This is a genomic window from Dokdonia genika, from assembly GCF_042652845.1.
GTDB lineage: Bacteria > Bacteroidota > Bacteroidia > Flavobacteriales > Flavobacteriaceae > Dokdonia > Dokdonia donghaensis.
Genome location: NZ_JBHSHB010000008.1, coordinates 170,251 through 197,204 on the forward strand (window position 1 = coordinate 170,251; position 26,954 = coordinate 197,204).

The 26,954-nt window shown below is 39.4% G+C and carries 24 protein-coding genes; 9 read left to right on the forward strand and 15 right to left on the reverse strand.

Annotated features, from left to right (window positions below; genetic code table 11):
- Positions 1-149: 149 nt before the first annotated feature.
- Together ACFO5T_RS04670 and ACFO5T_RS04675 are read right to left on the reverse strand one after the other, a co-directional pair.
- Positions 150-1,586 carry an SDR family oxidoreductase gene (locus tag ACFO5T_RS04670; protein WP_380032455.1) on the reverse strand — a complete coding sequence of 479 codons (1,437 nt, stop codon included), beginning with the start codon at positions 1,584-1,586 and terminating at the stop codon, positions 150-152.
- A 4-nt stretch (positions 1,587-1,590) separates the two neighbouring features.
- Positions 1,591-2,022: a hypothetical protein gene (locus ACFO5T_RS04675; protein WP_380032970.1), complete on the reverse strand. Its 432-nt coding sequence runs from the start codon at positions 2,020-2,022 to the stop codon at positions 1,591-1,593.
- A 183-nt stretch (positions 2,023-2,205) separates the two neighbouring features.
- Here ACFO5T_RS04675 and argS point away from each other — a divergent pair, with 183 nt between their 5' ends.
- Positions 2,206-3,984, forward strand: coding sequence for an arginine--tRNA ligase (gene argS / locus ACFO5T_RS04680; protein WP_380032457.1), 1,779 nt, complete (start codon positions 2,206-2,208; stop codon positions 3,982-3,984).
- Positions 3,985-4,064: 80 nt separating this feature from the next.
- On the opposite strand, the gene ACFO5T_RS04685 is transcribed toward argS, so the two are convergent.
- From ACFO5T_RS04685 to recF, 3 genes are read right to left on the reverse strand one after another with little or no spacing between them, the layout of a single operon-like run.
- On the reverse strand, positions 4,065-4,358 hold the full coding sequence (locus ACFO5T_RS04685) for a DciA family protein (RefSeq protein ID WP_035325280.1): 294 nt from the start codon (positions 4,356-4,358) through the stop codon (positions 4,065-4,067).
- Positions 4,358-4,774 (reverse strand): lipocalin family protein, encoded by a 417-nt coding sequence (locus tag ACFO5T_RS04690; protein ID WP_038597195.1) that lies wholly within the window; start codon positions 4,772-4,774, stop codon positions 4,358-4,360. Before ACFO5T_RS04690 ends, ACFO5T_RS04685 begins: the two co-directional genes overlap by 1 nt.
- A gap of 48 nt (positions 4,775-4,822) precedes the next feature.
- Entirely contained in the window at positions 4,823-5,914 is a 1,092-nt protein-coding gene (recF, locus tag ACFO5T_RS04695; RefSeq protein WP_380032460.1) for a DNA replication/repair protein RecF, read from the reverse strand.
- Positions 5,915-6,057: 143 nt separating this feature from the next.
- Here recF and ACFO5T_RS04700 point away from each other — a divergent pair, with 143 nt between their 5' ends.
- From ACFO5T_RS04700 to ACFO5T_RS04730, 7 genes are all read left to right on the forward strand, one after another.
- Positions 6,058-6,843, forward strand: a complete 786-nt coding sequence (locus ACFO5T_RS04700) for a tetratricopeptide repeat protein (protein ID WP_021778373.1) — start codon at positions 6,058-6,060, stop codon at positions 6,841-6,843.
- A gap of 63 nt (positions 6,844-6,906) precedes the next feature.
- Positions 6,907-7,404 carry a 6,7-dimethyl-8-ribityllumazine synthase gene (gene ribH, locus ACFO5T_RS04705; RefSeq protein ID WP_021778374.1) on the forward strand — a complete coding sequence of 166 codons (498 nt, stop codon included), beginning with the start codon at positions 6,907-6,909 and terminating at the stop codon, positions 7,402-7,404.
- A gap of 126 nt (positions 7,405-7,530) precedes the next feature.
- Positions 7,531-7,818 carry a hypothetical protein gene (locus tag ACFO5T_RS04710; RefSeq protein WP_021778375.1) on the forward strand — a complete coding sequence of 96 codons (288 nt, stop codon included), beginning with the start codon at positions 7,531-7,533 and terminating at the stop codon, positions 7,816-7,818.
- Positions 7,819-7,832: 14 nt separating this feature from the next.
- Positions 7,833-9,713 (forward strand): DNA mismatch repair endonuclease MutL, encoded by a 1,881-nt coding sequence (gene mutL / locus ACFO5T_RS04715; protein ID WP_380032464.1) that lies wholly within the window; start codon positions 7,833-7,835, stop codon positions 9,711-9,713.
- A 3-nt stretch (positions 9,714-9,716) separates the two neighbouring features.
- Positions 9,717-10,451 carry a rhomboid family intramembrane serine protease gene (locus ACFO5T_RS04720; RefSeq protein ID WP_298347829.1) on the forward strand — a complete coding sequence of 245 codons (735 nt, stop codon included), beginning with the start codon at positions 9,717-9,719 and terminating at the stop codon, positions 10,449-10,451.
- Between the two features lie 9 nt (positions 10,452-10,460).
- Entirely contained in the window at positions 10,461-11,345 is an 885-nt protein-coding gene (locus tag ACFO5T_RS04725) for a rhomboid family intramembrane serine protease (RefSeq protein WP_299151007.1), read from the forward strand.
- A gap of 3 nt (positions 11,346-11,348) precedes the next feature.
- Complete coding sequence (locus ACFO5T_RS04730) at positions 11,349-12,380, forward strand: endonuclease/exonuclease/phosphatase family protein (RefSeq protein WP_380032467.1); 1,032 nt, start codon at positions 11,349-11,351, stop codon at positions 12,378-12,380.
- On the opposite strand, the gene ACFO5T_RS04735 is transcribed toward ACFO5T_RS04730, so the two are convergent.
- The 9 genes from ACFO5T_RS04735 to ACFO5T_RS04775 form a co-directional block, all read right to left on the reverse strand.
- Positions 12,361-12,996, reverse strand: coding sequence for a WbqC family protein (locus ACFO5T_RS04735; RefSeq protein WP_380032469.1), 636 nt, complete (start codon positions 12,994-12,996; stop codon positions 12,361-12,363). The two genes, ACFO5T_RS04730 and ACFO5T_RS04735, sit on opposite strands and share 20 nt — an antisense overlap.
- A 9-nt stretch (positions 12,997-13,005) precedes the next feature.
- On the reverse strand, positions 13,006-14,625 hold the full coding sequence (gene lepB / locus ACFO5T_RS04740; RefSeq protein WP_380032471.1) for a signal peptidase I: 1,620 nt from the start codon (positions 14,623-14,625) through the stop codon (positions 13,006-13,008).
- A 51-nt stretch (positions 14,626-14,676) separates the two neighbouring features.
- Positions 14,677-15,381 carry a 4-hydroxy-tetrahydrodipicolinate reductase gene (gene dapB, locus ACFO5T_RS04745; protein WP_380032474.1) on the reverse strand — a complete coding sequence of 235 codons (705 nt, stop codon included), beginning with the start codon at positions 15,379-15,381 and terminating at the stop codon, positions 14,677-14,679.
- A 1-nt stretch (position 15,382) separates the two neighbouring features.
- Positions 15,383-15,982: a DUF5683 domain-containing protein gene (locus ACFO5T_RS04750; protein WP_298347834.1), complete on the reverse strand. Its 600-nt coding sequence runs from the start codon at positions 15,980-15,982 to the stop codon at positions 15,383-15,385.
- Positions 15,972-16,871, reverse strand: a complete 900-nt coding sequence (locus ACFO5T_RS04755; protein ID WP_021778384.1) for a ParB/RepB/Spo0J family partition protein — start codon at positions 16,869-16,871, stop codon at positions 15,972-15,974. The genes ACFO5T_RS04750 and ACFO5T_RS04755 overlap by 11 nt, the downstream gene beginning before the upstream one ends.
- 3 nt (positions 16,872-16,874) lie before the next feature.
- Positions 16,875-17,642: a ParA family protein gene (locus ACFO5T_RS04760; RefSeq protein WP_380032477.1), complete on the reverse strand. Its 768-nt coding sequence runs from the start codon at positions 17,640-17,642 to the stop codon at positions 16,875-16,877.
- A 118-nt stretch (positions 17,643-17,760) separates the two neighbouring features.
- Complete coding sequence (locus ACFO5T_RS04765) at positions 17,761-18,873, reverse strand: outer membrane beta-barrel protein (RefSeq protein WP_380032479.1); 1,113 nt, start codon at positions 18,871-18,873, stop codon at positions 17,761-17,763.
- A 104-nt stretch (positions 18,874-18,977) separates the two neighbouring features.
- Positions 18,978-19,403, reverse strand: coding sequence for a c-type cytochrome (locus tag ACFO5T_RS04770; protein ID WP_380032481.1), 426 nt, complete (start codon positions 19,401-19,403; stop codon positions 18,978-18,980).
- Positions 19,403-20,518: a PQQ-dependent sugar dehydrogenase gene (locus ACFO5T_RS04775; RefSeq protein WP_380032482.1), complete on the reverse strand. Its 1,116-nt coding sequence runs from the start codon at positions 20,516-20,518 to the stop codon at positions 19,403-19,405. The genes ACFO5T_RS04770 and ACFO5T_RS04775 overlap by 1 nt, the downstream gene beginning before the upstream one ends.
- Before the next feature lie 283 nt (positions 20,519-20,801).
- On the opposite strand from ACFO5T_RS04775, the gene trxB reads away from it, so the two are divergent.
- Positions 20,802-21,809 (forward strand): thioredoxin-disulfide reductase, encoded by a 1,008-nt coding sequence (trxB, locus tag ACFO5T_RS04780; RefSeq protein WP_021778389.1) that lies wholly within the window; start codon positions 20,802-20,804, stop codon positions 21,807-21,809.
- Positions 21,810-21,999: 190 nt separating this feature from the next.
- Here the strand turns inward: trxB and ACFO5T_RS04785 are convergent, their stop codons facing one another.
- Complete coding sequence (locus tag ACFO5T_RS04785; protein ID WP_380032485.1) at positions 22,000-26,877, reverse strand: DNA repair ATPase; 4,878 nt, start codon at positions 26,875-26,877, stop codon at positions 22,000-22,002.
- Positions 26,878-26,954 lie beyond the last annotated feature (77 nt).

Genomic DNA, 26,954 nt, shown 5'->3' on the forward strand with positions numbered 1-26,954 from the left:
TAATGTATTGAGAGAAGCAATTTTATAAGTGTTTGTAGTTTTCACTTTTAAAATTAACTGGTAAAACAGTACGGGTAATTTTTTTTAGTAGGATTTAAAAAGCGACCGAATTTATCTCTCAGATAATACACGTTCTGGTTCGCCTTTTTTTAATGCTCAAATCGCTTTGTAGCAATATTTCTTATCATCTCACCAAATATAAAGTAGTGAAAGGGTAGCATACTATACCAGTATAATCTGCCAAAAATACCTCGTGGTCTAAAGGTTGCCGTCTGGTGCAGCACATCATTATCATCTATTGTAAACTCAAGCCAGGCCTCTCCAGGTACCCGCATCTCTGCAAAGAGTAATAACCTAGGCTCTTCTTTACTTGCTAGTAACACACGCCAGAAGTCTATTACATCACCTGTAAAAATCTTATCTGGATGTGTTCTTCCTCTGCGCAGGCCTACGCCTCCTACAAGTTTATCTATATACCCTCTTATCTTCCACATCCAGTCACCATAATACCAGCCTCTGTCACCACCTATTGCCCAGATATTTTCGAGAGCTAGCTTTCGGTCTTTTAGATGTATGGTTTGTTTGTCTTTGAGGCATCCATAGCTAGGGACTTGTATATAGTCATCTAGATTTACTTTAATACGACCACTTACAAGACTATCTTTCCAAGAGCTCGCTACCTGATTTTGTTCAATTTTGGCGAAAGCCAAATCAATAGCATCTTCATAACTTATAGGAGTGATACCTAGTAAATCTTGCAATCTAGAGTCACTTGAGATCACCTCTACCTTCATACTATCTACAAGGTTGAGCGCAAGTTTATAAGATGTTGAGGTGATAAAATACAACCAGTATGAAGATATTTTTGGGCTCATTACTGGTACTGTAAAAATATACAATGGTAGATTGCGCACTGTTGCATAACGCTGCATCATCTCTTTATAGCTTAGCACATCTGGGCCACCTATATCAAATTGATTATTATAAGTGCTCTCGTTGCCTAAAACTCCAGTGAGGTATTGCATTACATTGCGTATAGCTATAGGCTGGCATTTTGTATTGACCCATTTTGGGGTAATCATCACAGGTAGCTTCTCACATAGGTCGCGTATAATCTCAAAAGAAGAACTCCCAGATCCCACAATGATCCCTGCTCTAAGTACGGTGAGGGCAGCTTTACCTTTTTTTAGGGTGTTCTCTACGTTTTGACGTGAGCGTAGGTGTTTACTTAAGATTTTATCATTTGCAATACCCCCTAGATAGATTACCTGCTGGCAACTAGTAGGAGCGAGATAGGTGTTAAAATTGAGCGCAGAGAGCTCTTCCTTCTCGTCAAAATCTGAGGTGCTCGAGCTCATAGAGTGCAAGAGGTAGTAGGCAACATCTATATCTTTCGGTAATTTATTTGCTTCTGGTTTGTCTAGAAAGTCTATCTCTATAATAGTAATCTGTTCCTTTATTTTTTTACTTACAGACAGCCGCGCCTCATTGCGCACCACACACACCACCTCGTGATTTGCCTCAAGTAACATAGGGAGTAATCGCATCCCTATATATCCATTTGCACCCGTAAGTAATATTTTCATAATCTTACAGGTCGTCTATGTTTGTGGGAGATTGCTGTGCTTTCTGGTCAAGAATACGCTTCATAAAATTATGCACTTTTTTATCTTTAGCCTTAGCTTCAATTTTGATAAAATAATTATCGCGATAGACACTATACTCTTCTGCTCGACCCTTGTAAAGGTTGAGTTTCCAGTAGGGAATTACCAGCGCATAGCTGTCTAGTAAGGCTCTAAAACCTATGATAATACCACGGGGTCTAAGCTCTATATTGCACTTATTGCGATATTTATCTAGAGCAAGAAAATTCTGGATCTGTATACTAGATTCTGTAATGACAAGGTGACCTATACCTATGCCGCCTTGTTTAATGCGCTCACGCAATCCGTAGGGCTCGCCTACTTCTTCGTTAATTTTGCGCTTTATATCAGGATTGTTGTAAGATACGTTAAGAAGCATTTTTTCTTTTAAAGATACGAGTTTCGCTAGTGTTTCCCTATGTGCTCTTTCAATTTTCACATATATTTGTGCCATATTTTTAGACACCCTGTGACTTAAATATGTGTAGCGGTGGCGTGGTTGTAATTACGCTTTCGCGAAAGCGCAATAAGTCCCATTTATATTTTCAACTTTCAAGATCCTATGTCGTTACAATCTACTATAGAAACTCACGTAAAAGCCGCTGTTGCCGAAATTTATAAAGCTGAACTCCCAGCGGTGGAATTTCAAGCAACTCGCAAAGAATTTGAAGGAGATATCACAGTAGTGGTTTTCCCTATGTTACGTGTTGTAAAAGGAAACCCAGTACAGATAGGAACAAAAATAGGAGAGTACCTCGTAGCACAAGTTGAAGAGATTACTGCTTTTAATGTAGTAAAAGGTTTCTTAAACTTAGTAGTGGCAGATGCGTTTTATATGAACGCCTTTGCAGAGATACAAGCCACCGAAAATTTTGGAAAAACACCAGAAGCTGGTAAAGCGGTAATGGTAGAATACTCCTCGCCTAACACAAATAAGCCACTTCACCTAGGTCACGTACGTAACGTGTTATTAGGATACGCTGTGTCAGAAATTATTAAGGCAGCAGGTTCTAAAGTTTATAAAACTCAAATTATTAATGACCGTGGGATTCATATCTGTAAGTCTATGCTGGCTTGGGAGCGTTATGGTAACGGAGAGACTCCAGAGTCTACAGGTCTTAAAGGAGATAAATTAGTAGGTAATTACTATGTAAAGTTTGACCAAGAGTATAAGAAAGAAGTAGCTGCGCTGGTTGCTCAAGGTAAGAGCGAGGAGGAAGCAAAAAAAGAGGCTCCTTTATTACTCGAGGCCCAAGAAATGCTACGCAAGTGGGAAGCGGGAGATGCAGAGACTGTTGCACTATGGAAAAAAATGAACCAGTGGGTGTATGACGGATTTGAGGTTACCTATAAAAATATAGGAGTAGATTTTGATAGCTACTACTACGAGAGCAACACCTACCTACTAGGAAAAGACAATATAGAAGAAGGTCTTAAAAAAGGCGTTTTTGAAAAAGATCCAGACGGCTCTGTATGGTGTGACCTTACAGAAGATGGTCTAGATAGAAAGATTGTATTGCGTGCAGATGGTACTGCAGTATATATGACGCAAGATATAGGTACTGCGATACAACGTGTAAAAGACCATCCAGATGTAGGTGGTATGATTTACACAGTAGGAAACGAGCAAGATTATCACTTTCAAGTATTATTCTTAATACTTAAAAAGCTAGGATACGACTGGGCAGAAAATCTTTTTCACCTTAGTTATGGTATGGTAGATCTTCCTTCTGGAAAGATGAAGTCTCGTGAAGGTACCGTAGTAGATGCAGACGATCTTATAAATGAAGTAGCTGCTACCGCAGGAGAAATCTCTGAGGAACTAGGTAAGCTAGATGGATATACAGATGAGGAGAAGAAGGCGCTATATAAAAAGATAGGTCTGGGAGCTCTTAAGTACTACATTCTTAAAGTAGACCCCAAAAAGAGAATTCTTTTTGACCCTAAGGAGTCTGTAGATTTTCAAGGTAATACGGGACCATTTATACAATATACATACGTGCGTATACAAGCCATATTGCGCAAGGCTAAGGAGCTTAATGTTCCTGCGAGTGTTGAGGAAGCTAGAGATTTACACCCTAAAGAAAAAGAGCTTATTAAGCTTGTACAAGACTATCCTGCAACAATACAGCTTGCCGCGGCCCAGAAGAGCCCAGCTATTATTGCAAACTATACCTATGATTTGGTAAAAGAGTATAACTCATTCTTCCAGCAGGTGCAGATTCTTGGTACAGATAACGTGGCAGACCAAAGCTTTAGAGTAGCGCTTAGTAAAGAAGTAGGGCAGGTAATAGAGAGTGCCTTTGGATTATTAGGAATAGACGTACCAGAGCGTATGTAGTCCTTAGTACTGCAAATTGAAAACAAAAAATGCGAGACTTTATAGTCTCGCATTTCTTTATGCTAGAATGTAGCTAGTTGTTATCTCAAGATGAGTTTTTTTATAACCTCACGGCCCAATTCCTCATTAAGCATTGTGCGTATTTTTTCTTTACCATAAGAGAGTTCTTCCCTAAAAACAGAAGAGCTTAGGTTTACAAAGAGTGTCTCTCTGTCAAAACGTATAGAAGTAGTATATGTCTCAAATGCTGGATTGAGCTTGTACCAAGCGGCTGTGACATCTACTTTGTCCATACCTTTGCTTAGTTTGTTTTTTTCTACAAATTCTCCCAGCGCTTGACTTATAGAAATTGGGTCTGCGTTTCTTTTTGCCATTACTCTATGATGAGGGGTTGATATCTACGGTATTTATAGATAATATCGTCTTTATTAATAAGAATGAGCTCTTCTTTGCTAGCTTTTTTTACAGTTTCTTGCCAGCTGTCTAAAGCTGTTGAATAACTCAATGTAAGAAGATCATCTTCTATGATTGCATTTATGTTCTCGCTATCGTTTGAGGTGATAAACTCTCCTAGCGCATTGGGCTGTACTTTTTTACGTACGCCAGTCCCGTCTTCATTTATTTCAAAAAAGTCAATATTTTGACTCATTCCATAGGTTCTTGAGGTGCCGTCTGGCATCTCTATAGCGGCAATTTCCCAGTAACCGTTTATGTGTGCAAGTTTTTCTTGCGGGGATGAGCTACAGCTCAAAATGAGGAGGGCGAGAAGGGTGTAAACTAGTTTTTTCACGTAAGTGTTCTAATAATGAGTACTGCAAATTACGATAAAAACAACAGCTTATTGTGCTCGTTCTAGATGAAAAAGCTCATAACTCTGATGTATTTTTTTTACTACATTTTCTGTGCGCTCTGGGTGGGTGTCACTTATAAACAGCTGGCCAAAGTCGTTTGTGTTTACTAGCTCAATGATATGTTGCACACGGTTTTCATCTAGCTTGTCAAAAATATCATCTAGCAATAATAGCGGTGTAGTACCACCTTCTTGCTTTATAAAATCAAACTGCGCAAGCTTGAGAGCGATGAGATACGATTTTTGTTGCCCTTGACTGCCAAATTTCTTTACAGGGTGGCCATTTATCTCAAACTGTAGGTCGTCTTTGTGTATTCCCACGCTTGTATATTGTAGAGAGCGATCTTTTGCTAGCGCATTAGTAAGTGAGTGCTTGAGCGGCATTGTACTTAGTGAGCTGTTGTACGTAAGGGTTACATTTTCTGTGTCGCCACTTATGGCTTTGTAACGCTCATTAAAAATAGGTGCAAAGCGTTCTAAAAACTGCTGTCTTTTTTCAAAAATAGGAGTGCCAAAACCTTCTAGTTGCTCGTTATATACAGCAAGCGTATCTGCATTAAATGTATTATTTGCTGCAAAGTATTTAAGCAGGGCGTTGCGTTGCGATAGTATTTTTGAGTAGCCTAGTAGGTCAGAAAGATAGCTTTTGTCACTTTGTGAGATCACGCCATCTATAAATTTACGGCGGGTGTCACTGCCTTCTGTGATGAGGTCTCTATCTGCCGGAGAGATAATAACTAGCGGTAAAAAGCCTATGTGGTCTGCAAAGCGGTCATACATTTTTGCATTGCGTTTTATGACCTTTTTCTGGCCTTTTTTTGCACTTACTACAACCTTCTCATCTCGTTCTTTTTTCTCATATAAACCATCTATTACAAAGAAGTCTGCATTGTGATTTATGTTTTGACTTGTGACGGGATTAAAGTAGCTTTTTCCAAAAGAAAGGTGGTAAATCGCATCGAGCACATTTGTCTTCCCCACGCCGTTATTTCCAACAAAACAATTAATTTTTGCATCAAAGGTAAAGGCCTTTGACTCAAAGTTTTTATAGTTTATAAGAGAGAGCGATTTTAAGATCATAGGGTGGGGTAGGTGTGGCGCGCTTTCGCGAAAGCGGTAAACATCTAGTAATATTGCTTATTAGGTCTTCAAAATTAAGCATTAATTTCCCTTTCATAATTCAATAAATATTATATTTTTGCCCGACTAATAAACGACGAAATATGGCAACATATAATAAAAGAGGATATAAACCGAAAACAAAGCCCGTAAAGGAAGAAGTTGAAGAGTTTATAGACGATAGCGAGAGTACAACTGCAGAGGTTTTTGGATCACTAGACGAAGGAGCAAATAAAGCAGAGGAGTGGTTTGAAAAAAATCAGAAACCAGTAATAGGCATCATAGTAGGTATTCTTGTTATTGCATTATTATATCTAGCTTACAATAAATTTGTGGCAGAACCTGCAGAGGCAGAAGCGGCAAATGAGCTTGTACTAGCTCAAGATAGCTTTACAACAGCACTAGAGGCGACTAATACATCTGTAAAAGACTCACTCTATATGGTGGCTCTTAACGGTAAGAATGGTAAGTATGGTCTTCTAGATGTTGCAGATAACTACGGTGGTACTGCAGCAGGAAACCTAGCAAACTACTACGCAGGGATGTCTTACCTTGAGGTAAAAGATTACCAGAAGGCAATCTCGCATCTTCAAGACTTCTCATCAGACGACCAGATGCTTGCGCCACTTGCAAAAGGAGCGATAGGCGATGCATTTATGCAACTAGGTCAACCAGAAGAGGCTCTAGGATACTACGAGAAGGCAGCTGGACTTAATGCAAACGATTTTACAACACCACGTTTCTTATTTAAAGCGGGTGTAACGGCTATAGAGCTTGGAAAAATGGATGCTGCTGTAAAATACCTTACACAGGTAAAAGAAGAGTATGCAACCTCAGACTATGCTGCGCAGGTAGACCTTTATCTAGGTCAAGCACAAGCAGGAAATTAATTAAGAAGCCATATTCTTAAAGTATATTGTAACTTTAAGGTATAACTTTTAAAACATAATATTATGGCAACAGTAGGTAACAACCTCTCTGTCTATGATAAAGCAACCATCCCAAACTCGAAAGATTTCAAGTTTGGGATTGTTGTTTCTGAGTGGAATGATGAGATTACAGAAGGACTTTTTCAAGGAGCATTTGATGCGCTTAAAGATTGTGGCGCTATAAACGATAACATTGTGCGCTGGAACGTGCCAGGCGCTTTTGAGCTCATCTATGGGGCAAAAAAAATGACGCAGGCTTATGATATGCTCGATGCTGTAATCGTTATAGGTACAGTGATACAAGGAGAGACTAAGCATTTTGACTTTGTATGTGAAGGCGTTACTCAGGGCATTAAAGACCTTAACATTCAGCAAGATATTCCTGTTATATTCTGTGTACTTACAGATAATACTATTGAGCAATCTAGAGCTCGTAGTGGTGGGGAGCACGGTAATAAAGGTACAGAAGCCGCTATTGCAGCTATAAAAATGGCACAATTACGTAAAGACGCAAAGTTTTAATACGTAGTAGTTTTACGCTTTCGCGAAAGCGTACTTATCCCCATAAACAAATCTCTTTAACGCATAGCGAGCGCAAATTCGGTATGCTTTTTGGATACGAAATCGTATATTTGAAATAACAATATTATGGGATTTGTAAAACGCACAAATAAGAAGTATAGCTACGAGCCTCGCTATTATAATAGCGAGAAAGAAGGGAGTCCTTTTAAGATAGAAGGGCGCTTTGATGAGCACCGTAAAACCTTAACTTATAATAAAGGTTTAAAGAAGAAGTTTACAACCGCCTGGGATGAACTTCAAGAAAGCCGCAAGGGAGGTTATAACCGCACTATATTTTTTATTGTACTCATTTTAATATTTCTCTTTCTCTGGATAATAGATTTTGATTTATCCATCTTTACCAACCCTCTATAAAGTAGTAGGTCCTAATGGCAGACATTATAAAACTCTTACCCGATCACGTAGCAAACCAGATCGCTGCGGGAGAAGTTGTGCAACGCCCAGCATCTGTGGTTAAAGAATTACTTGAAAATGCCATAGACGCAGGAGCATCTTCTATAAAGCTTATCGTAAAAGATGCCGGTAAGACACTTATCCAGATTATAGATGATGGTAAGGGTATGAGTGATACAGATGCTCGTATGAGTTTTGAACGTCACGCTACCTCAAAGATTACCACGGCAGATGATTTATTTAACCTCAATACAAAAGGTTTTAGAGGAGAGGCGCTTGCCTCAATAGCGGCCGTCGCTCACGTGGCACTTAAGACACGGCCAGAAGGAGCAGAGGTGGGTACGCATATAGAGATAGAAGGTAGTAAGATTATTACCCAAGAGGTATGTGCCACACCTAAGGGCACCTCACTTGCGGTAAAGAATCTCTTTTTTAACATACCAGCACGTCGTAATTTTTTAAAATCAAATAGTGTTGAGTTGCGTCACGTGATAGATGAGTTCCAGCGTGTGGCACTAGCACATCCTGATATTGCATTTGCAATGTATCATAACGAGGGAGAGCTTTTTCAATTACCAAAAGGAAATTTAAAACAACGTATTGTTGGCATTTTTGGCGGGAAGACTAATGAGAAGTTAGTTCCCGTGCAAGAGGAGACAGATATACTTACCATAAATGGGTTTGTGGTAAAACCTGAGTTTTCAAAAAAGACGCGTGGTGAGCAATTTTTCTTTGTAAATGATCGATTTATAAAAAGTGCTTACTTAAATCACGCGGTAACGGCAGCCTTTGATGGACTACTTCCAGATAGAGCGAGAGCAAGTTACTTTCTATACCTCAAGGTAGACCCAGCTACAATTGATATAAATATACACCCTACAAAGACCGAAATAAAATTTGACGATGAGCACGCTTTATACGCGATGTTACGTAGTACCATAAAGCATAGCTTAGGCCAGTTTAGTATTGCACCTGTGCTTGATTTTAATAGAGATAGCGAACTCGATACGCCTTATGATTACAAAAATAAAGGAGTGGTAACTCCTAAGATTGAGGTAGATCGCACATTTAATCCCTTTGAGAGCGTTCCTGCGCCAAAAAGAGGAGCACAGCGCCCCGACTATGAAAAGCCTGACGTAACCGGCTGGGAGAAGATGTATGAAGGAATGGAGTCGCAAGCGACTGCAGGCAGTACTATAACTTTTGAGAAGGAAGTGAGTACGGGTAATATGTTTGAGAGTGGTCTTAATACAAAAGCAGCTGCACCTATAACGGCTGCAGCAAGTTCTCAAGACGAATCTTCTACATATCAACTCAATAAAAAATATATCGTAAGTACCATTAAGAGTGGTATGGTGATCATAGATCAACATAAGGCACACCAGCGCGTATTGTATGAAGAGTTTTTACGTAATATAACGGTAAAAGAATCTGTGAGTCAGCAATTGTTATTTCCGTTAACGCTTACGTATTCTACAACAGAGCTTGCTTTAATAGAAGAGCTTAAAGAAGGACTGGAGAATACAGGTTTTATCTTTGGACTCATAAGCGGAGATATTTTAGAAATAAACGGTATCCCCACTTCTATAACAGAAAGTCAAGTGCCAGTTGTTATAGACCAATTACTTAGTGATTTAGAAAACGAGGTGCCAGACAGCGGTTTTAGCCAGACAGACACACTTGCAAAGAGTATGGCAAAAAGCCTCGCGGTAAAAGGAGGGGAGACGCTAGACAGCCTTTCTAGAGAACACTTAGTAAATAGTCTCTTTGCTTGTAAAGAACCTAGTATATCGCCTACTAACAAGAAAACATTTATCACCATTACAGGTGATGATCTTGATAGAAAATTTAAATAACCTATGGGAAGAATCACAGAAACGGTTAAGATATTATTAATAGTAAATGTGATCTTTTACTTAGGGTCATTGTTTATTATAAAACCAGACCCAGCAATGCAATTATTTGCATTGTGGTTTGTAGAAAACCCTAGCTGGCAGGTATGGCAACCACTTACGCATATGTTTATGCACGACTTGTCAAGCCCTATGCATATAGCATTTAATATGTATGCCTTATGGATGTTTGGTAGTCCTATAGAAAATGCTCTAGGACAAAAACGCTTTATATTCTTTTACTTCTCAGCAGGTCTTGGAGCAGCTTTGATACATACATTGGTTAATTACTACCACTTCAATAATGCGAGTGAGGCTATAATGGCTTTAGGGTTTAATGCTCAAGATATTACTGATATTCTTACTAGTGGCTCTTTTAGTGAGAGAATACCTAGAGAGACTGCACAATCGCTTTATGAATCATTTTCTGTTCCAGCAGTAGGAGCTTCTGGCGCAATAATGGGTGTGCTCGTAGCGTTTGGTATGTTATTTCCTAACGCGTCACTAGGGCTACTATTTATACCTGTACCTATTAAAGCAAAGTACTTTATACCTATCTTAGTAGGAATAGATTTATTTTCTGGTGTTACAGGGTTCTCAATATTTGGGGCAAACATTGCAAACTGGGCGCACTTAGGTGGTGCATTATTCGGTTTTATAATGATGTTCTACTGGAAAAAACAAGGCTTAGGAAAGTATTAAAGTACACATATGGCAAACACATCTCTAGCATATAAATATAAAACAGCAAATATTGCAATAAAGCTCATTGTTGTAAATGTGCTTGTTTATGTCCTGTTCAATATCATCCCGTGGCTAGTGGGCTTGGGCTCTGGCACTTTTAGCCAGTATTTTGTGTTACCGTCAGATGTGATACGCTTTTTACAACAACCGTGGAGCGTTGTGACTTATGCTTTTTTGCACTCTGGTTTTGGACACCTCTTTTGGAATATGGTTTTCCTTTACGTGTTTTCAAGATTTGTTTTAAATCTGTTTTCAGAAAAGAAGTTTCTTGCGATTTATCTCTTAGGAGCCATTGCAGGAGGTGTGTTATTTGCATTACTATATAATGTTTTACCCGTCTTTAGAGGTACTGGTGTTCTTTTAGGAGCATCTGCCGCAGTAAATGCTATTGTGGTTTTTATAGGTACATACACGCCAGATGCAGAGGTGCGCATATTTACATTTAATGTAAAACTATGGTGGATTGCTGCATTTATAGTAGTCAAGGATATTTTATTACTAGATGCTGGTAACGCTGGAGGTCTCATATCACACTTGGGTGGTGCGGCCTTTGGGTTTTATTATGCAAAACAATTACTAGCAGGTAATGATATAGGCCTCTGGTTTGAGAGACTTATTGATAATGTGAGTGGCTGGTTTACTAAAAAACCAAAAAGACAAAAGAAAAGCCCACTACGCACCGTGCATAAAAATAAAAAGAGCAGTGCTAGCTCTGTAAAGAAAACAGCCACAGCAACTAAGAGTGAGCAACAACAGCGCATAGATGCCATACTTGATAAAATAAGTAAGAGCGGCTATGACAGCCTCTCAAAAGCCGAAAAAGATTTCCTTTTTAAAGCCGGTAAGGAGTAACTAATGAAAAACCTAAATCTTCTTGAGAAGTTTATCTTTCTCATAAATAGTATCTGCGCGGTGCTATTGCTTTTTAGTTACTTACTACCTTATATTCCGCCACATATTTTTCCGGCACTGTCAGTACTGAGTCTATTGCTTCCGGTGCTGCTTATTATTAATTTTTTATTCTTCTTATTCTGGTTGTTTAAAGCCAAAAGACAATTACTATTGTCTGCCGTAATCTTAGCATTAGGGATAACACATATATTCTCGCTCATACGCTTTGGTGGTGGTAGTGATACAAAAGAAGTTGACACACTCACACTTTTAACCTATAACGTACGCCAGTTTAATGTTTATGGATGGGTAGAAGAGGCAAACGTTGGCAAACGGGCCATTACATTTATAGAAGATCAAAACCCAGATATTGTTTGCCTGCAAGAGTATCACCCCGACTTTGAGCTAGATGCAAAGAAGTATCCATTCAGGCATAAAGTAATGCGTCCTGCAAATAGTAATTTTGGACAAGTGATTTTTTCAAAGTTTCCTATCGTTCATAGCGGTTCGCTTGATTTTGGTAAAAAAGGGAACAACGGCATTTATGCAGATATTAAGGTGGGGCAGGATACGATTAGAGCGTATAATATGCATTTTCAATCCTTTCGATTGTCGCCTAGTCTAAATAATCTACAAAAGGAAAATTCAAAAAAGCTACTCGGTAGACTAGGAGTTGCTTTTGAAAAACAAGAAGATCAGGTTAAAAAGTTTTTACATAGTGAGGCAGCCTCTCCACATAAAGTTATCGTGGCAGGTGATTTTAATAATAGCGCAACTTCATATATGTATCGAAAAGTGCGTGGTGATAAGGTTGACGCTTTCGCGAAAGCGGGATCAGGTACAGGAGCAACCTTCTGGTTTGACATCATACCATTACGCATAGACTTTATACTTGCAGATGAGCAACTAGAAGTCTTAGATTTTGAAACGTATGGAGATATAGATCTTTCTGATCACAAACCTTCTATGGCAACCTTTAAGCGCTTAAGCCAGTGAGGTCAATCTTCTCGAGATAATCTTGTGCACTAGGACCAAGATTAAAAAGTAAATCTAAAATGGTGAGGTTTTCTAAATATCCGTGATTTTCATTAAAAAGCTGGTGATATTCTGGTAGAGGATATTGAGGCTCCTTTTTTGCATTTACAAGCTGTCTGCAATCTACCTGCTCAGGGTTTTTAAAATATTCTTCTGTTAGTATAGGCGTTATTTCTAGCTGTAAACACTCCATAATAATCGCGTGACACGCCTTATTAAATTCTATGAGTGTCTCATACTCGGTATGATAAAGTGGCTCAAACTCATCTTCATAATACTCAAAGTACGGAGAGGTCTGGTAGGCTATTTTTAAAGACCTCCAGTGATCACGCTGCCAGTGAAATTTATTCTCAATCTTTACATCATAATAACGCTGTCTCTCTGTTTTATCCTTACGGTGGAGGATAGGTATAATGAGTGTGAGCGTACCAGTAGATGTGGCAATCTTCATACGGGTGCGGTATGACTGCTTCTGGAAATTTCCATTTGCCTCTATATGTAGCTGCTCGGTTTGAGCAATTACAGCATATTGAATGATAGGGGCGCAGTAGCCGTGTGTGATAAGAGCAGCTTTCATTATAATGGGTTATGCTTTGGGTTGTTTTTTCTTTCTAAAAAATGACCAACCTATATAAAGCAGTAACGCTCCTAAAAACCAGTATCTATAGCTCACTAGTGGTCCATCACCACCTACTGTGGTAAATACACGATCCCAGCGTATGCCTGCAAGACCAGGTACATTTGCATCTTTACTAAACCATACAAAAACTGGTTTACCCACTACGTGATTAAAAGGCACGTAACCCCACGCTCTAGCGTCTTGAGAGTTATGACGATTATCACCCATAAGCCAGTAATAATCTTGCTCAAAGGTATACTCTGTAAGCCGCTCACCATTCATTAATATCTCATTACCATTAACCGTGATGTCGCGCTCTCTACCCATTTCATAGCCTTCGTACACTTCTATAATTCGTTTGTAATATGGAAGGCTTTCTGGGTTAATTGCCACAGTCTTCCCTTCTTCAGGAATGTATATAGGGCCAAAGTTATCTACACTAGATGCGCGTCCTGGTTTTGCACCAAAAATCGCTTTGTTATTTTCTGTAGCATCATAATGTGTGCGCTCTATACTTATAATGTTTGAGTTATTTTTAAGTTTTTCTATAGAAGCTTCACTTGCTTGAGCAGTGTGTACATAAGGTCCATTGTCACCTTGTACACCAGAGAGGTAGATGTCAGAAATCTCATAGCGACCGTTCATAAGATCTGAAGGGAATACATAGTTTCCGTTTGCATCTTGAGCTCTTTTTACAAGAAGTTCCTTAGAGACAATTGTGTAACTAAATTGTATACGTGCACGATCTGGTAAATCATTCTTCTCACCATTGATATATACATAACCATCTCGTACTTCAAGAGAATCTCCAGGGACCCCTACAGCACGTTTTACATAGTTAGACTTCTTGTCTATAGGTTTTCTCACACTGCCGCGCATATTACCAGGTGTAATATCTACAAGAGTGTCTACAGGCCAGCTAAAAACAACAATGTCATTGCGCTCTATGTCTTGAAAACCTGGTAATCTAAAGTAAGGTAGTTGCGGTTTTGTTAAGTAACTCTTAGTCTTTGTACCATATATAGTATCGTGTAGCATAGGTGTTGCTACTGTGGTTATAGGTGTTCTTGCTCCATAGTGAAACTTACTTACAAACAGCCAGTCACCTACAAGTAATGTCTTTTCTAGTGAAGAAGAAGGGATAACAAAAGGCTGCATAAAATACGTATGCACAATAGTCGCGGCAACGATGGCAAATAGTAAAGAACTCGTCCACTCACCACTAGATGATTTAGGGTTAATATCTCTCCCTTTAATGTGCGGTGCATCTGTTGCATAGTTTATATAGTAGAGGTAAAGTCCTCCTGTAAGTACTGTGAGCGCTGTATCTTTAAAACTGTTAAACCCAAAAGACCTTGCTGTCTCAACCCACACTACTGGTATCATAATAAGATTTACAATAGGTACAAAGAGTAAGATAGTCCACCACTTAGGTCTATTTATGATACCCATAAGCACTACGGCATTGTAAATAGGTACTCCTGCTTCCCAGGCTTTTCTACCAGCGCGTACGTAAAGTTTCCACGTTCCGGCAAAGTGTACTGCTTGAACGATAAGAAAAAATATAAACCATTGTGTAAGTGTCATCTGTATTCTTTTAGTTTGTGATAGGTCTTAGGTTTGTCTATTATGTTACGGTTATAGACCTAAAACATCACGCATTGAGAAATTTCCTTGTTTGCCTAGTAACCACTCGGCTGCAACTACGGCACCTTGCGCAAAGCCTTGTCTTGAGTGTGCCTCGTGACTTAAGGTTATAGTGTCTATATTGCCTTTGTAATTTATAATATGTGTACCAGGTACAGTGCCCTCTCTTTCGGCAGTGATGGGTATGTGGTTATCTTTTATAGATTGTCCTTCGGCAAGTGACCAGTCTGTATATGGAGTAATCTCTATAATTCCTTCTGCTAGGGTGATGGCCGTACCACTAGGAGCATCTAGTTTTTGTGTATGGTGTATCTCGGTCATATCTACTTTATAGTCGTTATGAGGAGCCATAATTTGAGCTAATTTCTTATTAAACTCAAAAAACAGATTCACACCAACACTAAAGTTTGATGCATAGATAAAGCTACCATTTTTTTCTTTACAAAGTGCCACCATATCTTCATAACTATCTAGCCAGCCTGTGGTGCCAGACACAATAGGGATACCCGCTTCAAAACATTTTGTGATATGGTTTACCGCGCTATCTGGAATGCTAAAGTCTATTGCAATATCTGCATTTGCAAGGGTGAAATTTTCTGGTGAGCTCACGCGAGCTACAATCTCGTGACCTCTAGATTCGGCAATTTTTTCTATAGTTTGCCCCATCTTACCATAGCCAAGAAGTGCTATTTTCATATTAAAACTTATAATTTATGGTTAGACCGTAGTTCATAGTTTGGCCCATATCATCATTGTAAATTGCTGGTCCAAAGGTAAGCTCATCATCTACGTCAAATTGCGATAGATGCGCATCTACATTTGCCTCAACTATCTGAAGTATATACACTCCTGCCGATACTAAAATAAATAGGTCACGACGTTTTCTAAACTGCTCTTGGCCATTAAGTAAGGCGTCATCAGAAAACCTTTCGGTGGCTACACCATCTTCATCTACGTTAGTAAACTCATCTATACGTCCCGCGAGTCGTTCTTTAAAGGCGGTTCTAAAACGCTCAGATTGTGTAGAGTTATATGATACGGCATAGATGCTTGATCCCAGTGCGCCATATACAAGTGGTAACTTCCAGTAATCTTTATTGTAGAGTTGCCCTAGACCTGGTAACACTGCGCCATAAAAGGCAGCCTTTGCAGGTCGTAACGGTTCATAAGGATCATTATCACTCACGGCAGTAACTGTTTCTTGATCTAGAAGTGTAGATGCTGGGTCTTCTTGCGCTTTCGCGAAAGCGTAAAAAAACAAGAGTACTACCAGTAAGAGGAGTTTATTATTTTGCACCCTTAATGAGTTTCTGTAATCGACTAAAATCTTCTTCTGAAGAAAACGGAATGGTAATCTTACCACGCCCATTCTTTGAAACTTTGATGTCAACTTTTGCACCAAAATATTCGGCAAAGTCTTTTGTGCCTTTCTTTATGAACTTAGGTGTTTCTTCCTTTGCGGGTGTCTCAATATTTGCCGTAGCGTGATAGTTTTTTACAAGCGCTTCTGTTTGTCTCACAGAGAGCTTTTCTTGTAAAATCTTCTCGTATATATCTAGCTGGTCACCTGTGTTTTCTACATTTATGAGTGCACGACCGTGCCCCATAGATAAGAAACCATCTCGCATACCTGTTTGTACTATTGGGTCTAGTTTAAGTAGTCTCAAATAGTTTGTGATAGTAGAGCGATTTTTACCCACGCGGTCACTCATTTGCTCTTGTGTGAGGTTTATCTCGTCTATTAAGCGCTGGTATGAAAGGGCAATTTCTATAGGGTCAAGATCTTGACGCTGTATATTTTCAACAAGGGCCATCGTGAGGCTCTCATTATCATTTGCAATACGTATGTATGCGGGTACTGTTTTGTTACCTATAAGCTTAGACGCTCTATAACGTCGCTCTCCAGATACAAGTTGATATTTACCAAAGCTTATCTTACGTACCGTGATAGGTTGTATCACGCCTAGCTCTTTTATAGATGAGGCGAGCTCTCTAAGAGTTTCTTCATTAAAGCTAGTACGCGGTTGGAACGGGTTTACATCTATATCTTCTAGATCTAACTCTACGATGTTACCTACAACCTTGTCTGCATTTTTATCTTCTGCACTATTTATATCATTTGCAGGGTCTTTGAGCAGAGCCGAGAGACCACGCCCTAGTGCTTGTTTTTTTGTTGCTTTAGCCATTTGTTAGCTATTGTTTTTTGTAATAAGTTCTTGAGCAAGACTCAAGTAGTTAGTAGCGCCTTTACTTGCAGCATCATAATTTATAATGCTCTCTCCATAACTAGGTGCTTCACTTAAACGTACATTACGCTGTATGATTGTCTCAAAGACCATCTCGCTAAAATGTTTTTGAACCTCTTCAACTACCTGATTAGATAATCGTAGTCGTGAGTCAAACATTGTAAGAAGTAATCCTTCTATATCAAGATCCTTATTATGTATTTTCTGAACGCTTTTTATCGTGTTAAGCAACTTACCTAACCCTTCTAGTGCAAAATACTCGCATTGTATAGGGATAATTACAGAGTCTGCAGAGGTAAGTGCATTAAGAGTAAGCAAGCCTAGTGATGGTGCACAGTCTATCAAGATGTAATCATATACATCCTTTAGGTGAGAAATCGCTTTCTTTAACATATACTCACGTGACTCTTTATCTACAAGTTCTATTTCTATAGCTACAAGGTCTATGTGAGCAGGTATAAGATCTAGATTAGGAGAAGAGGTTTTTACAATAGCATCTTCTGCCTTGTTAGTATGTTCTAGTAGCTGGTATGTTCCTACTTCTACACTCTCTACATCTATTCCTAAGCCAGAGGTTGCATTAGCCTGTGGGTCTGCATCTATGAGAAGTACTTTCTTCTCGAGCACGCCTAGAGAGGCTGCGAGATTAACAGAAGTCGTGGTCTTGCCTACACCACCTTTTTGGTTTGCAATAGCAATTATTTTACCCATAAAATTTGAGGACGATTAGGAGGTAAAAATACAATTTAAAATGGGTTATTAAAATGGATTAGAAATGAAAAAACCGAGATTATGCATCTCGGTTTTAATATTGTGATTGATAGTGGTCTTAAAAGTAGTAGTTTACCCCTAGTGTGAGCGTTGTTACATCTATCTGTAGGGGAATAACTTCTTCTTCTGTAGGAAATGTTAAGTCATTATCATAACCGGTTATATAACTTAGGCTAGCACTTAGATGGTGCCCGTTACTAAGCTCATATCTCACGCCTACACGCGGTACAAAAATGGGATTACCACCGCTTATATCAAAATCATTACCATCTAGAGTTCCTTCATAATAATCACCAGTAGGACCTACTGCAGCTGCGACAAAAGGCTTAAATTTCCCTTCTTTATTAAATTGATACTCTAGACCAAACAACAGTCTAAAAGAACTCATTTTAAAATTTAAATCATTAGGCAAGTTCTCAAAACTATTATCACCAGATAAGGCAGCATTTCCTTCAAGAGAGAAGTAAAGGTTTCCTTGTAAAGTTCCTAAAAAGCCTGGAGTAGCTATTACACCAAGTTGTACCTGCCCTGTCACAATAGACTCAGACTCGTCACTATCAAAAAACTTCAAGTTATTAACGCTTGTACCTACACCTAGATAAAAACTAGCAGCATCTGTATTATAAGATGCAGCAGCATCTACCTCATTAGGCGTGGGAGCATAAATCTCATAATCACAAGCATTATAGGCTTGCACATTACGTATAAGTGCAGACTCATTAAATTGATCTATAGCATTAAGTGGTCTTCGTATGGAATTACAATCAGAAAAAAGTACGGCAAGCGTGCCAGCTATATTTGCTCTGTCATTATCTACGTTGATAACCTTAGAGGTTCCAGTAGCGTTTGTGATAAGATATTCTGAGGGACTTATTTGATATAAAGACGCTTTTCCATCTTGTAATGGTGTGGCAAAATAAACGATATTATCTACTTCTATTTTATCAAGGTTTCTATTGTTGAGAGAGACACTAGTTACCTGGTCAAAAGTATAAACGGTGGTTTTATAATTCTTTTTGTAAAGTACTGTTTGAGCAAGGTAATCTATGGCTACACTACCTTCTAGTGGGTTATTATTAAGTACTGTAATGCTTCCCGATGAATAATTTTGAGCTGTAAGTACAGAGCAAAAAGCAATCATAAAAAATAGGGATGTAATGATTTTTTTCATAGTATTTTCTTTTACCTAAAAAGTTAGCACTTTTTTGTCGTTTTAAAAGCCAATTCTTTACTAAAAAAATCTTAGGACATTACTTCTGCTATTTACGAGATCACCTATTTTGAGATAGCTTTTACCTCTTCTTCGGTAACCATTTCTTTCTGTTTATTGCCCCAGCTGTTCATAATGTAGTTCATTACATCTGCCACCTCATCTTCATAAAGTTCAAGGTTTGCCATCACGCCATTATATGCTACACCATTTACGGTAATAGGACCTTGCTGGCCATATTTTACAGCTTTTATGGCTTCTTTATAGCGATCTTCTGTGAGCCAGTCTGATCCAGCAAGCGGCGGGAAAGTTCCTGCCACACCTTCACCCTTACCTAGGTGACACTGTATACAAAAGTCTTGGTATACCTCAGCACCACGTTCTATAGATTCTGCAAGTGGGTCTTGAGAGGTGTAAACTTCTTTTTCCGCTTTCGCGAAAAATAAAAACACACTAACTCCTGCCGTACATAAACTTATAAGTAGTTTCATTATTTCTTAACTAGTTTAAGGATTCCTTTTCCCTCAACACCTACATAGGTAGTGCCATTGTGATTAATCACATTGCGCACACGACCTACATCTTCTAGTAACTTTTCACGAGCAACCACCTTGTTATTTTCTAAAATGGCAAGCTCTAGGTATTCAAATTTAAGCGAACCTATTAATAAGTTACCATCAAGTTTTGCATCACCAGTATTGTTTGCAAAAGCCATCCCAGAAGGAGCGATAGAAGGAACCCAGTAATACACTGGCTGCTCCATTCCCTCTTTTTCTGAAATCTCTGTAAACGTAGTTCCGCTGTAATTAATACCGTATGAGATTACTGGCCACCCAAAGTTTTTACCAGCCTCAGGGATATTAATCTCATCCCCACCACGAGGTCCGTGCTCGTGTATCCATATCTTACCTGTCTCAGGATGCACAGTCATTCCTTGCGGATTACGATGACCATAAGAGAAGATAGCTTCTTTTGCTCCGTCTTTACCTACAAAAGGATTATCTGTAGGGATGCTACCATCTGCATTAAGTCTATAAATCTTACCTCCATCACGAGTAATATCCTGCGGATTCTCATCTCTCGCACCACGATCTCCTATAGAAAAGTACACATAACCATCTTTGTCAAAACGCACGCGGCTGCCAAAGTGATGTCCCTTTCTCGTATTTGGGCTTCCTTTATATAATACCTTCTTTTCGGTAAGCGCGCCGTCTTTTAATTTTGCTCTCATAAGTGCTGTCATCGCCCCGTCTTCTTCGCCTTCTGGTGATGAGTACGTGATGTATATCCAGCCATTAGTCACATAATCTGGATGCAAGCGTATGTCAAGTAAACCACCTTGATTACGCGTCACCACCTCTGGAGCTCCAGTAATCATTGTTTTTTTGCCATCCTTAAAGTGTATGAGTTCTCCACTTTTTTCAGTGATAAGCATAGACTCATCTGGCAATACAGCTAGTCCCCAAGGGTTTGTAAGTTCTGGAACAATAACCTCATAGGTATAATCTAGGTTTGAGGTTAGTGTGACATCATTTTCTCTAGTTTCTTGTGCGCAAGCCACACTTGCAACAAGTAATAATAAGATATAAGTAAAACGACTTTTCATAGTATCAGATTTTAACGGCAAATTACAGAATTATCACCACACTCTATGATGTATTAACAATTTGAAAACACGTGTTAGAGGTTAGAATCTTATCTTTAATCTATGCAAGAGTATGCTCGTGATGAGTTATATCACTTTTGGTGATAAAGCCATTCGTTTTCTTGATAACTTGATTGTAAGGTTTGGCTTGTAAAACCTACTTTTGTAAGGAAGATATAAATAAGAATTGTGCGATTGTAAAAGTGTTTATTACGCTTTCGCGAAAGCTTAAAAATAATACAGTATGTCAGTAGAAAAAGTAAAATGCCTTATCATAGGTTCAGGACCAGCGGGATATACCGCAGCAATTTATGCAGCACGTGCAAATATGGCACCAGTTCTTTACCAAGGGCAGCAGCCAGGAGGACAGCTTACCACGACTAACGAGGTGGAGAACTTCCCTGGTTATGTAGATGGTGTGACTGGACCAGAAATGATGGTGCAGTTAATGAAACAAGCACAGCGTTTTGATACAGATGTACGTGACGGATGGGTGACTAAAGTAGATTTTTCTGGAGATGTGCACAAAGCGTGGATCAATGGAGAAAAGGAAATACACGCAGAGTCTGTGATTATATCTACAGGAGCGAGTGCAAAATATTTAGGATTACCTTCTGAGCAGAAGTATTTAAAAATGGGTGGAGGTGTATCTGCCTGTGCCGTTTGCGACGGATTCTTTTACCGTGGCCAAGAAACCATAATTGTAGGTGCTGGAGATAGCGCTTGTGAGGAGGCACACTACCTTTCTAAATTATGTAAGAAAGTAACAATGCTCGTACGTCGTGACGAGTTTAGAGCATCAAAAATTATGGCTGCTCGTGTACAGAAAACAGAAAACATCGAAATCCTTTTCAACACAGAAACTGTTGAGGTGCTAGGTGACGATGTAGGAGTAACAGGAGCAAGAGTAAAGAATAATGTAACTGGTGAGGAGCACGATATCCCAGCAACAGGATTTTTTGTAGCGATAGGACATAAGCCTAACACAGATATCTTTAAGGACTACTTAGATTTAGATGAGACTGGGTATATCATCAATACACCAGGAACTTCTAAAACAAATGTACCAGGAGTATTCGTATCTGGAGATGCAGCAGATCACGTGTACCGTCAAGCAATTACCGCTGCCGGAACAGGATGTATGGCTGCACTAGACGCAGAGCGTTACCTAGCGTCAAAAGACGAGCTTCCACAAGACGAGCCAGGAGTAGGCTCAACTTATGTGGATGAGGTTCCAGCTGCACGTCAGTAAAGGACATACCTTATATAGAATTTAAAAACGACAGCGAGAGCTGTCGTTTTTTTTGTTTGTGATTCTTTGCGGACATCTCCCTGACTCCCTCTTCAAAGAGGGACACTGTTGCGATTATTTTGCGAAGCAAAATGAAAGTTCTGATGAGTATTCCCCTCTTTGAAGAGGGGCTAGGGAGGTGTTTTTAAAATCATTTCTCCAACCCCTTCTCAAGCGCCTTTTTTATCCCTTCTAGATTCTCGGTAAACTCCATCATTTGAGAGAGTACTTGTGCCATCTCGTTCTTGTCACCAAAACCTTTGAGTTTATTATTTTTTACAAAGGTTTCTTTCATCGTGTTCCAGCGCTGTTGCTGTGTTTCATCTAGTGCATTTATGAGTTCGCGGTACTTTAGGAGGTTTGCCTCTGCACTTGAAGTGAGTGTTTGTGACTCACTTTCATAATGCGATAGGAGTAATGTGTCTAGTTCTTTTTCATTCATTATAGGGACTACTTTGGCTACCAGTTTGTTCATATCACGGTATGATCCCTGTAGTTTAAAAGAAGGCTCTGTACGATAGGCATCTTCTTGTGCGGCACTGCGTATGTATTCTGCATTTACCTTGAGCACCGTGTTACGTATGGTGATTACCTTCTCTAGTACCTTTGTATAATCTGCCACTTCTTGAGCAGTGTGATTTCCTATGAGCTGACTATCTTGAGTCCCATTTTCTATGCGGTCTATTAAGGTATACACATCTTCAAAATGACTACTACTTAACTGCTGCAATAGCGGATTTGCAGTGAGCGAGTTCTCGATAAGACTCAGCTTAAACAGGTGTTCTGTATCTCCTATGATGTCTCCCAGGTTATAAATATCTGCCCTGTTTGCAAGCATATCTGGTATACGAAATTTCTCTCCACTCTCTGTATACGGGTTACCCGCCATAATCACACAGAATTTCTTGCTACGGAGGTCATAGGTTTTTGACTTCCCGTTGTACACACCTTCTATCTTACGTGTACCGTCAGACAAGGAGATGAATTTCTGTAAAAACTCAGGATTACAGTGCTGTATATCGTCTAGATATAGCATCACATTGTTACCCATTTCAAAAGCGACGTTGAGTTTTTTGAGCTCTTCACGAGCAGCGCTATTTGTAGCACTTTCTGGATCTACAGACGTAACTTCGTGACCTATCGCTGGGCCGTTAATTTTTACAAAAACAAGACCTAGACGGTTTGCGATATATTCCATCAGGGTGGTTTTTCCGTATCCTGGTGGAGAGATGAGCAGCAACATACCCATACGGTCGGTACGTTTATTATCGCCCACGGTTCCTAATTGCTTTGCAAGGTTATCACCAAACAATGGGAAATACACTTGGTCAATCAGCTTGTTACGCACAAAGGATGTAAGCACCCTTGGCTTAAATTCGTCCAGTTTTAAAGCTTCTTTTAACTCTTCAGTAACCGTGTGTTTTGCTTTCTTAAATGTTTCAAATGCGGGTACTTGCTCTGTTACAAATAAGTTGAGCCTTGCCGTAAAGTCGTGGTAGTTAAAGTTAAAAACACCTTCGGTTATCGTGCTGTGATCACCGCTTAAGCCAGTAATTTTCTCATTTGGAGAAGCCGCTTTTGTTTTTAAAACCGACTCATCTTCAAAGAGTAGTAAACACACCACTTCATCTACGTAGCGCACATCGGTTATGCTTTCTTGGGTGTTTACAAATGCCGTCACCCACTGTTTTACGAGCTGTACTTTCCCTTTCAAGCTAGGAAGTGACTCATAACTTTTCTTAAACTTAAGGTCTGCCTGTTGTTGTTTTAACGCTTTCGCGAAAGCGTCTTTTAAACGTACCGCAACACTACTACGCACAAACTCTGTGTCGCCTTGAAGCTCATCAAAGATGTAGGTCGCAATGGTCTGACTTAACTCGGGTGAGAAAAGGGACTCTGCTTTCGCGAAAGCGTGTATCTCCTCACTTAAAGTATCTAAGATAAATTGGTACTCCTTTGCATCTGGAAAAAACTGCAGCACCTCTCCCGAAGCCTTTATAGACTGGTTAAGCGTTTTTTGAGTGCTTGGCTCAATGCTGTTCCAGAAATACTGTGCATAAGCTCTAATTTCTGGAGCGTAGGTGAGTAGTCCTAGCTCGTTGTGTTTGTGTACGAGTACCTTTAAAATTTTAGTCGCATCTATATCGTGCACCCCTTTTACATAGCCCTCTGCATAATCATTGCGGCTTTCCTCTTGCACTATAGCAAGTAGCGTGTCATCACCAGCTTCTAGTAGGGTGTGCTTATCTAGTTTATTAAATAATTTGTAAGCTAGGTAGGCACTGCGGTACACCTCGCTAGTTTCTGATACAAATTCTTGATCCCGGATGTGACGAGAGGCGAGAAGGGTCTCGTTTGAGAGTTCTTGATAAAAATCGGTACCTGTGAGGTGATAGTTAAGCGCGCCGTCTTTAAGCACGATAGTGAGGTCAAGCGGCTGCTTGTTTACACCAAATTTATGTTTACCAAGTCGTATCACCGTATCTCCATCTTCATAGAGATCTAGTTTGTCTTTGAGCTTGCGCAGCGCATCTTCACGAGCTGTTTTAAGTCCAGTCTCAATCTCTTCTGCCTTCCCAGTATCTTCTTGCTCTTTAAGTTGCTGTATGATATCGCGTACCTTATTAATCATAAGGTCTGCGGCAAAGTATCCGTTTATTTCCGAAGCTGTTTTAAAGCTTTCGGCTTTTTTACGTACGCCTTTTAAAATGCGTTCTGAGGCATTTTTTAATGCCATTGCTTTTTTATTGCGCTTTTCTATAAGTGCATTTTTACGTGCTTCAAAAGCTCCGTATACTTCCTCGCGCTTTTCAATAATGAGCGTGATAAACTCATCCCAGTCTGCAAACTTTCCTTCTAGCTCTTCTAGCTGGATAGAGATTTTAGTCTGGAACTCATCACACTTTTCTGGCGTGGTGGCAATATCTAGATAGTTTATGATACTTTGATCAATAAGCTTCAGTTGGGCAGCAAAGTCGGCTTGTGCTTCTGCACTTCCCAGTGATTTTTTCTTATTCTTAATCCCAGCCTTTAACTGATTGATAGTTGCAAAAATGAGCGAGATATCATCAATTATCTTAGTAGAGTGGGAGGTGTCTTCTATATCAAGATTTGAAACAATGTCGATAAGTAACTCAAGATCTGTTGCAATCTGGTTTACTTCTTCTTCGAGTTTTTTGGCTTCAATTACTTTCTTGATGCCATCCATCGCCTGTTTCTTTTCGGCTACGGCATCGTGATACGGTTTTAACGCTTTGTCATCTAGTAAGAACTGTACACACTTCTCAGAAATTTTTTGTGTTTGCACAGCAATTTCTTCCTCTAGCGTTTTCACGAAAGTGGGATCTACATAGCGTATGTCATTAAGCGAGATGGTCTCTCCACGCAATGATCGCAACTGCGTGAGCAGCGCCACAAAATCATTAATAGATTTAAAAGAGGTGCTTTTTATTTTGCCAAAAATCTCAGAGGCTTTAGTCTCAACTTCTTTAGTTTGTTTGGCAGCGTTACGCTTGAGCTGTACTACTTTTTGAAACTCATCTATAGCGGCATTTGCAGCTCCATTTATTTCTGCAAGTGGTACGTTGAGTTGCTTGGTTTCGGCTTCTGGAAGCCAGTAATATGCATCAAGTATATCTTTTGAGAACTTAGCAATATCGCTATACAGTCCGTCGTAATTATCTTCTTTATTGAGCAGTGTGATGAGGCTATTTACCTCTGCCATCGCTTTTACAATATCTTTGTTTCCTATTTTATAAAGCAGGGTGTCTTCGTGCTGAGAAGGCATATAGTCACCCTTTAAAAATGGGGTTTGCCAGATCTGTATCACGTGATGCTTAGTCTGCTCATTTTCGGTTCTAAAATAGCATAGCTGACCATCTTGCAATACGGTAAAACCATTACAGATAATAGGAGTTTTTATCTCTTGAGTAATCACATTATATGACATCAAGTTGTAAAGCGCCTCTTCTGGCGAGTAAAAGACATATAAAAAGTCCTCCCCGTTAGGCGAACTCACCTTCTGCTGAAATTTTACATTTGGGATGGCATTATCAAAAATGTTGTATTCTCCTGTTTGTAAGTAGTAGCCTGTTGGGAAAATAATGCCTTGATCATCTGGAAGCAAGACACAGGTGTCCTTAACACTCTGTATTTTTTGAACTTCCTTTAGTTTGTTATTAAATACAAAATAGCGAGGCTCTTCTTGAAAGGGTTTAATCTCTAGTGCAAGTAGGTTACCCAAATCTGCATAGCGATACTGACCATCATCTAGTGTCTGGTCTATAAGCTCTACCGGCTCATCTAGTATTCCTTTACCCTGGTCTGTATTATCTTCTATTTTTATGGTAAGATCACCACCTATAGTCTCTACAAACACCTTGTCTAAAATAGAAACGTGAGCGTGCTCACCATAACGGTGCATATCACGCGTAGCCCCTTGCCACTTAAAATCGTGTTGCTGTGGGAAGCGATACTCGTGCTCACTACGGTTATCTACATACTGTAACGTATCTTCTTTTATGAGCCACTTAAATGTTTTAATATCTGTAACACTATCACTAAGCTGAAATACCATATACAGGTAGTTACCTATAATCGCAAACTTTGAAAAGATGGTATTACGGTAATACTTGTACAGATTTGCAAAGTCTAGTAGAAAAGTGTCGTCTTGTAAAAGTGAAAGATCACGAGGTTCAAAACGATTGTCTTTAAACTCATAGGCGCTAAAAACATCTCCTAAGTGTATGTCTGTGCGTAGTCCAAAATGCACATTGTAGCCAAATAAACACAAGTTTTTAAGCGACACAATATCACGAGCAATACAGTTATTTTCTGTATTGATACGGTCATTTGCAATGAGCTTTGTTTCTAGTGAACCAAAAACATTTTTACGCTCCTCGTTAAGTTCTTGTAGCCGCTTTTGTAAGTCGGTTTTTTGTTTTTGCAGTCTACCTTGTATAATCTCATAGGTGCCGCCGTCAAGAGTTTGCGTTGCTTTAGGTTGTATATCTGGAGTTTCGTTTGCCATAAATGTTGGAAACTAATCGTTGGTTTGTTGATTGATTCTTGTGATGAAAGTTGTGAGATGTAGTAGTAATTACGCTT